This is a genomic window from Zhongshania sp., assembly GCF_041623545.1.
Lineage (GTDB): Bacteria > Pseudomonadota > Gammaproteobacteria > Pseudomonadales > Spongiibacteraceae > Spongiibacter.
Genome location: NZ_JBFJWS010000082.1, coordinates 1 through 11,507 on the forward strand (window position 1 = coordinate 1; position 11,507 = coordinate 11,507).

Here is an 11,507-nt window from a genome sequence, read left to right on the forward strand (position 1 = left end):
CTTGTGGACGTCGACCTTGACCTCGGAGTACAGCTTCCCCTTTATCGACGTTGAAGCCTATATTCGTGGTTTGGTTACGTTCTACGGGAACTCGGAAAACGATCCGGCCAATCCCATTGATGATGTGGACGCCTACAATACGATTAACGGCTATGCCGGTATTCGCGACCCTGAGGGCAAGTGGGAGCTGATGTTCTACGGTAAAAATCTGGCGGACACTGAGAGGGTAATTCACCGCGAGGCGAGTCCAGCAACGGCAGATTATCAGGTTTTACAATTTAATGGTCAGGGTCAGGTTGTCGGCGCCCAAGCTGGGACGGGCGTCACGAGCTATCGTCAAATTGGTATGAACGCACAACGGGAGTTTGGTATAAACCTGCGTTACAACTTCTGATGTGAAAAAGTTTCCCTTGGTCACTGTGCTAGGGGATTTTCCCTCCCAGGTATTGAACCGCTTCGCCCCTTTTATAGGGGCTTTTTTTTGCGACAACGCTTTAGAGAAATAAGCGACCGATTAATGTGGATACGGCAGTTTCGGTTTTTAAAATGCGTGGGCCAAGACTAAAACTTTGCATACCCGCGGCGATCAGTTTTTTACACTCGTAGGGAATGAAGCCGCCTTCGGGGCCAATGGCGAGTAGGCAGTTCTCTTTTAAGGACTGCGGCGGGCCCTGCTCCGCGTAGGGATGGGCGAGCAAGCCTAATTTATCACTGAGCAGGCTTGGCAGTTCGTCTTCAACAAAGGGCTTGAAGCGGGTTGCTCGGCGCAAGCTTGGCAGCACCGTATCTCCCGCCTGCTCTAAACCTTCCACTATCGCACTGTGCAGAGTTTCGTCGCTAACGAGGGGGCTCTGCCAATAGCTTTTTTCCACGCGATAACTGTTTAGCAGAATGATCTCCCTCGCGCCCAATTCGGTGGCAGCGCGAATAATTCGTCTTGCCATTTTGGGTCGAGGTAAAGCGAGAAGCAGTGTTAGCGGCAGTTTTGCCGGTGGCGGGGTGTGCAGTTCAAACTCAAGGCTGACACCGGCGTCATCCATTGTGGTGATGGTGGCGTTGCCAGTGAGGCCATTGAGTAAACCGACTTTAAGAGTGTCGCCAGTGGCGGCGCGCAACACAGAGCGAATATGTGCTGCGCGGGCATCGTTTAGCGTTATGTGATTGGAATCGGCGCCTAAGTCCTCAGGCTGCAGTAGCAGCAGATTCATTAGGCGGGTTCAGCCCACAGATCGTAGTCGTCGGAGTCGATGATATTGACCACCAAGGCATCGCCGGGTTTGACGTCGGTGAAGCCGTCTAGGTAAACCTTGCCGTCGATCTCCGGGGCATCGGCCACGCTGCGGCCAATGGCGCCTTCTTCATCGACGGTGTCGATGAGAATTTCCTGTTGCGTGCCGATCTTGGCGCGTAGACGTTCGGCGGAAATCTCCTGAGCGACCACCATAAAGCGCTGCCAGCGGTCTTTTTTAACATCGTCGGGAACGTGGTCTTCCAAGTCGTTGGCGGTGGCGCCTTCAACCGGTGAGTATTCAAAACACCCGACGCGATCGAGCTGGGCTTCTTTTAGCCAGTCGAGCAGAATCTGGAAGTCTTCCTCGGTCTCGCCGGGGAAACCAACAATAAAGGTAGAACGAATCACCAGATCGGGACAAATTTCACGCCATTTTTTAATGCGATCGAGAGTCTTTTCCTGATGCGCGGGGCGTTTCATGGCTTTTAGCACTTTGGGACTGGCGTGCTGAAAGGGAATGTCCAAATAGGGTAATATTTTGCCCTCGGCCATCAGCGGAATGACATTGTCGACATGGGGGTAGGGGTAAACATAGTGCAGACGCACCCATACGCCCATTTCACCCAGTGCCTCGCACAGCTCAAGCATGCGGGTTTTGATCGGCTGGCCATTCCAGAAGTCGAGTTTGTACTTGGTGTCTAGACCGTATGCGCTGGTGTCTTGGGAAACCACCAGAATTTCGCGCACCCCAGCATCGACAAGGCGTTTGGCCTCTTCTAACACGCTACCAATAGGACGGCTGACCAAGTCGCCGCGCATCGATGGAATAATGCAGAAGCTGCAGCGGTGGTTACAGCCTTCGGATATTTTCAGGTAGGCATAGTGGCGGGGGGTGAGTTTAATACCCTGGGGCGGCACTAAATCGACAAAGGGATCGTGGTTTTTGACTGGCGGCGCCCATTCGTGCACGGCGCCAACCACTTCTTCGTAGGCGGCGGGGCCGCTAACCGCCAATACATTGGGGTGTACGGCGCGAATTTTCGCGTCGTCGCCCATGCAGCCGGTCACAATGACCTTGCCGTTTGCGCTCAGGGCTTCACCAATCGCGTCGAGGGACTCTTGCTTGGCACTGTCGATAAAACCGCAGGTATTGACCACCACCACGTCGGCGTCGTCATAGCTGGGTACAATATCGTAGCCCTCCATGCGCAGTTGGGTGAGAATACGCTCGGAGTCCACCAGCGCCTTGGGGCAGCCTAAACTCACGAAACCGACTTTGGGATTGGCCATAAAAACCTCTGAAATGCTTTAAGCGGCGCATTTTACCGGATTGGGGGGCTGACGCCTATGCTTACTTACCGCAGGGCTTGATTGGCACGATGCTGGACGGGAGATGGGAGACGCTAAAATTGGTGGAAATCTCGTCGGATGTCGGGCGTCGGGCGTCTGACGTAAGGACAAAAGTCAGCACCAACACCAGAGTATCTTTTGGCCTTAGCGTTTACCGTCTCCGGTCAAGCGCCTCCCGCTAAAGGCTGGGAACTCCGCAATAGCACAACAGTCAATCTCAGATAGCAGGGAGCACCTACATGACACCAGCCATTAATCTAGCCAAAAAGCATAAAGTTGCCCATACCGTGCATGAGTATAGTCATGCCCCTGAGAGTCATTCTTATGGTCTTGAGGCGGTTGAGAAGCTGGGCTTGGATGCGGCGCAGGTATTTAAGACACTGGTGGTGACGCAAGAGCCGAGAGGATTGGCGGTCGCAGTGGTGCCGGTGTCCGGGAAGCTGAATTTAAAAGCCATGGCCAAGGCCCTTAAGGTAAAGAAGGTGGCAATGGCGGCAGCTGCCGATGTAGAGCGCTCCAGTGGCTATGTATTGGGTGGGGTGAGTCCCCTAGGGCTGAAACGGCGGCTGCCAACGGTGGTAGACGAGTCCGCGGCGGGTTTCCCTACGATATTTGTGAGTGCGGGGCGGCGGGGTTTGGAAATTGAGCTGGCAGTACAGGATTTACTGATTTTGACTGAAGGGCAACTGGCGTTGATAGCGCAATTGGATTAATGAGTGACCAATAAGGAGATGGACGTGAGTCGCGGTGAGATGAGTAATAAAAATGCATTGATTCTTGGTGTGGCGCTGGTGCTGGGCATGTCTGTCTTAGGTTTGCTTATGGGCAAGGCGGCAGTGGACTACCGGCAGTTTGAACGCAGCGTCGCGGTGAAGGGGCTGTCGGAGCGGGAGTACCCAGCTGATATCGTAATCTGGCCACTTCTCTTTACCGAGGCCAGTAATGACCTGCCACAACTCTATACCTTGCTTGATCAGCGAATAGCGACGATTCAAGAATTTTTACTGCAGAGAGGCTTTAAGCCGGAAGAAATCACGGTATCTGCGCCATCGATCACCGATAAGTCAGCGCAACAGTACGGCGGTAACGCTGGCGCTGAGTTTCGTTATACCGCTGAACAAAGTATTACAATCTATTCAGTTCAGATCGAGCGGGTTCGCGAAGTGAGTAGGCAGTTGTCTGTGTTAGGTAAGCAAGGGATAGCGTTTGTTGGAAATAACTATCAAGCCCAAACAGAATACCTATTTACTCGGCTGAACGAAGTAAAACCGGCTATGATTGAAGAGGCAACTCGGGAAGCGCGCGAGGTTGCTCAAAAGTTCGCCGCAGATTCCGATAGCACTTTAGGTAAAATTAAACGCGCGTCACAGGGGCAGTTCACTATTGAGGACCGTGATAAAAATAACCCTCACATTAAAAAGGTAAGGGTGGTCTCAACCGTGGAGTATTATTTGTCAGATTGAATGGCAAATTATAAGAATTATGAGGTAAAGCAATGCAGCGCTCAGGTGTTTTTGACTCGCTAATTTTGTGCTTAAGGTTTCGTTGCGTAGCGCTGAGCTTTCTACTCAGCTGTGGCACTCCATTACTGCATGCTGAGGCGCCGGCAGTAGAATTGGTGAGTCAAGCAGTGGGTGAACAGGCCTGGCAGCAAGCCTATGCCGATCAACACGATGGCTTGATAAAAAGTATCGATGGCCGCAGTCCGGCGGGATTCAAAGCCGGATTGACCTCGAGCGCAGCGCAGCACAAATTCAATAGCGATCGTGCCGTATACGGCGTGTTACCGCCAGATTCGAAAGTCGCAAGTGAAAAACCAATTCAAATATCGATGTTTGATCGGGGCATGATCGAGCTTGAAATGGCCTTTCGGTTGCGGGAAGCAGTTGCGAGTCCAATTGCTGATGTCGCGAGTTTAAAAAAGCTGGTCGCTGAAGTTGCGCCAGCATTTGAGTTGCCGGATTTAGGATTGCTAAAAAATCCGACGGATGGGGTATTGGGTATTGTTCGCGCCAATGTAGCAGCGCGGAGTTTCGTGGTGGGTGAAGCGACACTATTCGAAAAATTGATGGCTAAAAAAGGCTTCGATTTAGATGCTCTAGTGGTTGAGCTGCGCTGTAATGACGACGTGGTTCTGTCTGCTAGCAGCGGCGATATGTTGGGTGGCCAATGGCAGAATTTATTGGACTTAATTAACGATCGAGTGGGACAGGGCTGGGTGATTCAATCTAATCAGTGGTTGCTCACTGGAGCCATTGGGCAAATGCTGCCTTTGCAGGCCGGCCGTTTTGAAGGGCAAATTAGCGAACTTGGTGGTCTGGCGATAAACGTATTGCCCTGACTTTTCTAGGCATCTAAGGTGCTCAGACCACAGTAGTGTCTTACCGCTAATCCACTTTGACGCAGCGCACTCAGTAATTCACGGCTGTCATCTTTATTTAAAAAATCACCAATACTTACGGATTCACCGCAGTGGCTAATGCTTATTTGCAGTGGGTCCCATGGGTGTGGCAATACGGTGACGAGCACGCAGCAGGTTTGCTTTGGCCACTGCCAGTGGTGTTCACAATGGCGATGACCGGAATCAATGGAGAGATTTTGCGGGTCAACACTGACAATGTGCTGAACTTGTAATTTGCGAAATACGGTAGCTAAGATTAGCCACAGCAGGAGTAATTCCAGACCTATAAACGGCAAAACCAGCCATGCGCCATTGGCCGCAAAGCATAGGCCTAGCACGCCATTAAAAAGCACGACAGTTTGAATGATACGCCGATTCTCCGACCAGTCTGCCGAGCAATTGGGGCGCAGGATAATTTCCGAGCCCTGATCTTTATTGCGGACATCAATCATAGCGAAAGTCTCCCTTGCTATCCTGAGTCTAGCAGCAGATTTGGGAAATACCGCAAATCTTAGAAACCGGAGTAATTATCTAAATAGAATCAGGCCTTGCGATATACCATAAGTGCATTGTGAGTCGGATCACCGGGCTGAAACAATTTGCGGCCATCGCCGACAAAACCTGAGTTACTGAGCCAGTTATCGAGAAAGTTCAGGCTATAGAAATGACGTAATTCCTTGGCGTTGTACTCCCAGCTCTCATCGGTGCCCATATTAAACACATCGTGGGCTAAACCAACCACCGCGCGCATCTTGGTGTTGCGGGCATCGTGGTCTCTTATCACAAGATACGCGCCTGGTTTCATTGTGTCTCGAATAGAGCTTAAAAATTCGTCTCTAAGCGCCAGCGGGCAATGGTGGAGTCCAATGAAGATTGTGACCAAATCCAATGAATTGCTGGCGATCGTGCGTGCAATATTGGGACGATAGTCCGCAAGGGGAATATAGGGGCCGGCCTGCCATATTTGATTGCGGTCAATCATGTCGCTCAGGCTGTAGCTTGGCGCTTTTTCGGCGACAAAATAGCGTTCGCCGACAATATTAAGCTCCTCTTCAAGAGCGTCGATGTAACGGCCAGTTGAACCAATCTCTAAATAGCCGTTATAACGGCGGTCGCTGTCTAATAGTTGCAGGGTTTGCGCTGCCATGGTGCTTTTTTGTTTATTTAAAGCGGGTAGCGCAAATGTTAATTCGCCGAGAAAGGGCTTAATATCGCTTAGCTTGCCTTGCACGTTTTGGTAGACATTTTGGTCGCTATTATAGACTTCGGCGGCCTCTTGTATCAGCCTTTGTAATTCTCGCTCGGGGTAGAGGTGAAAGACATTCACTAAAAACTCAAAAAACTCCTCGCGAAGTTGCGGGTTGCGATAGATAAAGGCAAAGTTGCCCATTGCTAATTCGTCAGTGAGGGCCTGCGGGCTTGGCATTGTGGGGCTTGGTGTTGCCGCTTGGCTGAACAACGGCGTGCTTATCGCCGCACTGGCCAGCGCGATATACTTAATTAATTGACGCCGAGATAAAGGCTTCTTTGTGATTTTATTATTCATTACGCTCAACCCGTGACTAAATTTGGAGTTTAGGCCTTGTCTAGATTAACTATCGCAAAGTTGTTAAAGCCAGCTCGTCTACTTTGGCGTTTATTCAAAGTTCTGGCAAGTCTTCTTGTCTTACTGACCGTGGTGTTGGCGGTGGCAACCACCTTCACCGTGCTGCGTAGTGGCGACAAAAATTTTCAGCCACCCGAATTGGCATTAACGGTCAATGACGTCAGTAAATTGAATCCGGTGCGGGTAGCGCAGGTACTGCGGCCAACGTCAATTGCGGATATTCAGGCGGCGCTAGGCGCTACGACTGGTCGAGTTTCTATTGGTGGCGGTCGGTTTAGTCAAGGCGGGCAAACGGCATACCCAGATAGCTTGCACCTCGATATGCGCAGTTTCAATAAAGTACTGAGCATCGACGCCGAGGCTAAAACGGTAACGGTTCAGCCGGGCATTCGCTGGCGGGATCTGCAAGCCGCGATCGACCCCCACGATCTGTCTATTAAAATCATGCAAACCTACGCGAACTTTACCGTTGGTGGCTCCCTTAGTGTGAATGTTCATGGCCGCTATATCGGTGAGGGGCCGCTAGTAGGTTCGGTGCTCGCATTGAAGTTGCTGCTGGCTGACGGCAGCGTCATCGAGGCATCGCCCAACGCGAATGCGGATGTTTTTTACGGCGCAATTGGCGGCTACGGCGGTTTGGGAGTGATCGTCGAGGCCACCCTTCAGCTTGAAGATAATGTCGCGGTCGAGCGCAAGGTCAGGGTCATGGCTGTTGAGGATTACGCCCAGCATTTTCGCGATAATGTTCGCGAAAATAGCGGTGTGGTTTTTCACAACGCTGACATCTATCCTCCCCACTACAATCGCTTACGGGATGTGAGTTGGTTTTCTACCGACAAATTGCCTACCGTGAGCGAGCGCTTAATCCCAGAGAATAAAGACTACTACTGGCAAGTAAAAGCCGCGGAGTTTGTCGCCAGCTCCAACTTAGGTAAATGGACCCGCGAGCATATTATCGATCCTGTTGTTTATTTTCCTGAGCGAATTGAATGGCGCAATTATGAGGCGAGTTATGATGTTGCTGAATTAGAGCCGGAAGATCGCTCTGAATACAGCTACGGCCTGCGCGAGTATTTTGTGCCGGTAGCGCGCTTTGATGAATTTGTCGTGCAAATGCGGGATATTTTTCAGCGCAACCAAGCCAATATCATTAACGTGAGCGTGCGCCACGCCAAGGCGGACCCGAATACCTTACTCAACTGGGCGAAAACCGAGGTATTTGCCTTTGTGGTGTACTACCGCCAGGGCACTGATGCGACGGCAAAAGAAGCTGTACGAGTATGGAGCAGTGAGATGATTGACGCTGCGATAGCCCTCGGTGGTGCTTATTATTTGCCGTATCAATTGCAAGCCAGTCCAGAGCAATTTGCGGCCGCGTACCCCAAGGCCGAAGACTACTTCGCGCTCAAGACTCGCCTCGATCCAAATAATCGCTTTGTGAATTTACTCTGGGCTAAATACTACCCGAACAATCGAGATTTACTGGCGCAAACCAAGGCGGATCTGGGTGATTACTACCGTAGTGAGGAGCAAACCTTTCTGACTATTCCTGAGTGGTATTTGGTGTTTCAACCTAAGGAGTACGCAGATTATTTAGCCGAAGGCCGCAACCCTAGCCACTTTCCTTTTTATGAAAGTATTGAGGAATACTGGGTACTGTACGACCGCGCAACGGCGATCAGCCGCCAAAATTATCCGGCCAATGCCGAGTACCGCACTATGTTGCGCGTAATCGGTATCAGCACCACCTTGGAATATTTAGCCAAAGGTGCGTATGAGAGCAGTATTGGACGCTTTACGCGCTGGGCTGCCGGTGGCGAAGACACGCCGGAAGATAAGCTTATCCAGCAGGCTCACCGCGCCTATAGCGAACTGATTTACGACGAGCCTTGGTATGAGTTCGATTTTGCTGGCTGGGGTGATCGTATCTGGTCAGAAACCTCGCTGTGGGGTGATCACCCTCTGCGAAAATGGGAGCGAAAACTGTTTTTCAGTGCTGAGTTTGGATTTAAATCAATGTACGCCAAAGCCATTAAATACGCCGCGCAATCAACTTATGGTGAAACTGATAAACGTATTTACCTCACTGCCCAGCGCGTTACCAGGAATAGTATTCGCTTGGCTAGGGAACCAGAGGGTGTCGAGATGCTTGCTGGGGGCGGCGACGACTTTTTAATGTCGGTGCCGCGCTGGGGTGGCTTTACCGAAACAATGCCGCGCTTTGCCCCGGATGAATGGCTTATTAGTGATATTTCTGGAAATCATCAGATTGTGGTGTCACTGCTCGGCGCTGCAGGTGCCGATGTGTCGGCCTTGGCAGGGAGTGAGCTATTCAGGTCAGTACTGGTGTCTGATGATGAGCGGGAACGGATTTTTGTCCTGCTTGCGGTGGCAGATTTAACAAAATTTTTAGCGGATATTGCCGCTAGCAAAACAGGCCAACTGCTTGAACTGGAACATATATTTGATTACTAGAGGTTTTGACCTAATCAGCGAGCCGTATTAGGGCTAAGGCAATATTGGTATTATTCTAACACTAGAGCTAAGCTTTAAGCCCCGGCCGATAGTTTGGAAGTGTGCCATGAAACGTCAAATTCTGATCGTGTTACTCGCCTTTTTCTGCTTTTCCGGACAGCTATTCGCGGCGTCGTATATGAAATTCGATGGCGTAGACGGTGAGGCAATGGATAAAGACCACAAGGGCTGGATCGAACTTATTTCAGTTTCTTCGGTGGTTTCCCCTCGCGATGCGGCTTCAGGCCTGCCTAGCGGTAAGCGTCAACATAAGCCCGTAAGCGTTACCAAGCCCATTGATAAGTCTTCGCCTATGCTAGCGCGCTGCTTGGCTGACGGTACAACTATTAAAAACGTCAAAATCAAGGCTGACGGCCATGTAACCGTGCTAAAAAATGCAGAGGTTATATCGATTACTGCGGATGGCCGTGGAAATGAGATTGTGGTTTTGGCAGAGTCAGATGGCGGCCGAGCTACCATGATGGATCGCGGCGCCGAGATGAAGAAAAAAGGCAAAGTCGAGGCCAGCTGGAAAGTAGAAGAAGGAACTAAATAAGGCATTAACTTTTTGGCATAAAATGGAATGCGCAGGCCGAGCAAGGTATTGTTGCTAACAAAACAGTACCTTGCCGCTTACATGTGCCAGTAGAATTGAAACAGATACCTTCGGTGCTCTAAGAATCTCATAGCTTAGGAGCTTGGTATTATTGAAAATCGGTGTTTCATTAATGAAACGACTTAGTAAATAAAACCCCTTTATACTTTTGCTCCTGCAGGTGCCCCGTGGAGCGAAATACAAATGAAGTTCTGTTTATACATCCCTGTTGGCAATGTCACCCCGGGTCAGTTTCAATCGCCGGCTGCTGTCAGCGAAATGACCAAAGCCTTAGAGCAGGCTGACATCGATGCATGCTGTGTCACTGACCATCCCGCGCCGTCCTCCGAATGGCTGCATGCCAATGGCCACGATGCGCTAGATCCCTTCACTGCTTTAGCTTTTGTCGCTGCGGCAAGCTCGCGCTTATTGCTTCAAACCAATATTCTGGTGCTGCCGTATCGCAATCCCTTTCTCACCGCGAAGGCGGCCACCACCTTGCAAGTTTTGTCCGGCGGGCGATTTATACTCGGTGTCGGGTCTGGTTACCAAAAAGCAGAGTTTGATGCCCTTGGCGTAGACTTCCATAAGCGCGGGCGCCTAACTGATGAAGCACTGGAGACCATTCGCGAGATTTGGGCTGGGGGGAGTATTGTTAAAAAAGGCATGGGTTTTGACGCCAAAGGCAATGAACCTAGACCCTCACCGGAGCCACAACCGAAGATCTGGATTGGCGGTAGCAGTGACGCTGCACTGCGGCGCGCGGTAAAACACGGCGACGGTTGGTGTCCATTTTTCTCCATTGCGCGCCACAGTAAATTAAATCAGGATTCGGGAATCCAGTCGGTCGCGGATTTAAAAAACAAGGTTGAAACTATTTTACAAGCGCGCCAACAACAGAATTTACAAACTGCATTTGACGTGAACATTGCCATTAGCTCGGTTGATAATTTTATCCATCGTTCCCAAGGGGAGATCGACCAATTTCAGGAAGATTTGCGGCAACTGGAGGGGGCAGGAGTTAATTGGATTACCCTTAAACTACCCCATCCAAGTCGCGCTGCGTATATAGAAAACGTGCAATGGTTTGCTGAGAACTTTGTCGCCAAAATATAAATATGGCGGTGTGGTTACGGTGGTCGCGAAACGCGATTTTTAGCTGCCACCAATCAAGATCAACTTCCCTGTCTTAGGATCACGGTAGACCTGTCCTAAGGCCTCGTAGCCGTCCCCATTTTGAATTTGTTGCTGAACCGTTGTTGGCACACTGGGCAGTTCTTTGCCTAGGGAAATATCCTGTTTCTGAGGTTCCGTTTTAAAATGCTGTTGTAGGTCGGGACTCATTGAAACCAGTGCCGCGATAAGCCCGCAGGCAAACACCAAAATAATATCGACCAGGTTGGCCATAGGGCCGAGGGGGTCGTCGTTATTGTCGAGAAATTCGCTGTCGCGCCACTTATCCATGTTGCTTAGCTCCGAGTGTGCTGCTCTGTTTGTCGGCAAGCTGATGCAGGGCTTGGTCGTACCAACGACGGCGCAGCCGGGCGAGGACAAAGCCGATCATGCCCGCGAGCAGACCAATCACCGTGGTGTCGAAGGCCACGGTCATGGCGGTGGTGAGAATGCGCAACTCACCTTCGCCAAGCGCCGCTAGGCCAGGCCCGAGGGGAATTAAGGTACCCATCAAACCCAGCATGGGGGCGAGGCGGGTAATAAAGTCAGCGCGCTCAATGCGGCGTTTACCGGCGAGCACGAGGGCGTCGCGGTTGCCAGCGTCGCGGAGTTTGCGAATACCGCCCCAGCGCTCGCC

The 11,507-nt window shown here is 51.0% G+C and carries 13 protein-coding genes; 7 read left to right on the forward strand and 6 right to left on the reverse strand.

Features of this window, described 5'->3' with window-relative positions:
* A partial coding sequence (locus ABYT30_RS09575) for a hypothetical protein (protein WP_373096211.1) occupies positions 1-394 on the forward strand: 394 nt, incomplete at its 5' end.
* Positions 395-494: 100 nt separating this feature from the next.
* Here the strand turns inward: ABYT30_RS09575 and ABYT30_RS09580 are convergent.
* Positions 495-1,208, reverse strand: a complete 714-nt coding sequence (locus ABYT30_RS09580) for a 16S rRNA (uracil(1498)-N(3))-methyltransferase (protein ID WP_373096213.1) — start codon at positions 1,206-1,208, stop codon at positions 495-497.
* The gene (gene rimO, locus ABYT30_RS09585) at positions 1,208-2,521 is read right to left on the reverse strand and encodes a 30S ribosomal protein S12 methylthiotransferase RimO (RefSeq protein WP_373096215.1); all 1,314 of its coding nucleotides are present in this window, start codon (positions 2,519-2,521) and stop codon (positions 1,208-1,210) included. The genes ABYT30_RS09580 and rimO overlap by 1 nt, the downstream gene beginning before the upstream one ends.
* Positions 2,522-2,820: 299 nt before the next feature.
* Between rimO and ybaK the strand changes: the two genes are divergently transcribed.
* The 3 genes from ybaK to ABYT30_RS09600 are packed head-to-tail and all read left to right on the forward strand — an operon-like array spanning position 2,821 to position 4,922.
* Entirely contained in the window at positions 2,821-3,294 is a 474-nt protein-coding gene (gene ybaK / locus ABYT30_RS09590) for a Cys-tRNA(Pro) deacylase (protein WP_373096216.1), read from the forward strand.
* Positions 3,295-3,297: 3 nt separating this feature from the next.
* Complete coding sequence (locus tag ABYT30_RS09595; RefSeq protein WP_373096218.1) at positions 3,298-4,044, forward strand: SIMPL domain-containing protein; 747 nt, start codon at positions 3,298-3,300, stop codon at positions 4,042-4,044.
* Positions 4,045-4,076: 32 nt separating this feature from the next.
* Positions 4,077-4,922 carry a 2-keto-4-pentenoate hydratase gene (locus ABYT30_RS09600; RefSeq protein ID WP_373084660.1) on the forward strand — a complete coding sequence of 282 codons (846 nt, stop codon included), beginning with the start codon at positions 4,077-4,079 and terminating at the stop codon, positions 4,920-4,922.
* 5 nt (positions 4,923-4,927) lie between these two features.
* On the opposite strand, the gene ABYT30_RS09605 is transcribed toward ABYT30_RS09600, so the two are convergent.
* Both ABYT30_RS09605 and ABYT30_RS09610 read right to left on the reverse strand, forming a co-directional pair.
* Entirely contained in the window at positions 4,928-5,434 is a 507-nt protein-coding gene (locus ABYT30_RS09605) for a DUF2244 domain-containing protein (protein ID WP_373096220.1), read from the reverse strand.
* A gap of 89 nt (positions 5,435-5,523) precedes the next feature.
* Complete coding sequence (locus tag ABYT30_RS09610) at positions 5,524-6,528, reverse strand: hypothetical protein (protein ID WP_373082683.1); 1,005 nt, start codon at positions 6,526-6,528, stop codon at positions 5,524-5,526.
* A 36-nt stretch (positions 6,529-6,564) separates the two neighbouring features.
* Between ABYT30_RS09610 and ABYT30_RS09615 the strand changes: the two genes are divergently transcribed.
* The 3 genes from ABYT30_RS09615 (at position 6,565) to ABYT30_RS09625 (ending at position 10,813) form a co-directional block, all read left to right on the forward strand.
* Entirely contained in the window at positions 6,565-9,063 is a 2,499-nt protein-coding gene (locus ABYT30_RS09615) for an FAD-dependent oxidoreductase (RefSeq protein ID WP_373096222.1), read from the forward strand.
* 106 nt (positions 9,064-9,169) lie between these two features.
* On the forward strand, positions 9,170-9,658 hold the full coding sequence (locus tag ABYT30_RS09620; RefSeq protein ID WP_373096224.1) for an Hcp family type VI secretion system effector: 489 nt from the start codon (positions 9,170-9,172) through the stop codon (positions 9,656-9,658).
* A gap of 243 nt (positions 9,659-9,901) precedes the next feature.
* The gene (locus tag ABYT30_RS09625; RefSeq protein WP_373096226.1) at positions 9,902-10,813 is read left to right on the forward strand and encodes a TIGR03619 family F420-dependent LLM class oxidoreductase; all 912 of its coding nucleotides are present in this window, start codon (positions 9,902-9,904) and stop codon (positions 10,811-10,813) included.
* Between the two features lie 39 nt (positions 10,814-10,852).
* Here ABYT30_RS09625 and ABYT30_RS09630 read toward each other — a convergent pair whose 3' ends face one another.
* Both ABYT30_RS09630 and ABYT30_RS09635 read right to left on the reverse strand, forming a co-directional pair.
* A complete protein-coding gene (locus tag ABYT30_RS09630; RefSeq protein WP_184460834.1) occupies positions 10,853-11,161 on the reverse strand; it encodes a DUF2149 domain-containing protein in 309 nt (102 codons plus the stop codon).
* Positions 11,154-11,507 (reverse strand): MotA/TolQ/ExbB proton channel family protein (locus ABYT30_RS09635; protein ID WP_373096228.1); only part of this gene is annotated, 354 nt, incomplete at its 5' end. The genes ABYT30_RS09630 and ABYT30_RS09635, both read right to left, overlap by 8 nt.

Coding starts and splice junctions, on each gene's coding strand:
- ABYT30_RS09580 (WP_373096213.1), bottom strand. CDS start 1,208: ATGAATCTGCTGCTACTGCAGCCTGAGGACTTAGGCGCCGATTCCAAT.
- ABYT30_RS09610 (WP_373082683.1), bottom strand. CDS start 6,528: ATGAATAATAAAATCACAAAGAAGCCTTTATCTCGGCGTCAATTAATT.
- rimO (WP_373096215.1), bottom strand. CDS start 2,521: ATGGCCAATCCCAAAGTCGGTTTCGTGAGTTTAGGCTGCCCCAAGGCG.
- ybaK (WP_373096216.1), top strand. CDS start 2,821: ATGACACCAGCCATTAATCTAGCCAAAAAGCATAAAGTTGCCCATACC.
- ABYT30_RS09605 (WP_373096220.1), bottom strand. CDS start 5,434: ATGATTGATGTCCGCAATAAAGATCAGGGCTCGGAAATTATCCTGCGC.
- ABYT30_RS09620 (WP_373096224.1), top strand. CDS start 9,170: ATGAAACGTCAAATTCTGATCGTGTTACTCGCCTTTTTCTGCTTTTCC.
- ABYT30_RS09625 (WP_373096226.1), top strand. CDS start 9,902: ATGAAGTTCTGTTTATACATCCCTGTTGGCAATGTCACCCCGGGTCAG.
- ABYT30_RS09630 (WP_184460834.1), bottom strand. CDS start 11,161: ATGGATAAGTGGCGCGACAGCGAATTTCTCGACAATAACGACGACCCC.
- ABYT30_RS09600 (WP_373084660.1), top strand. CDS start 4,077: ATGCAGCGCTCAGGTGTTTTTGACTCGCTAATTTTGTGCTTAAGGTTT.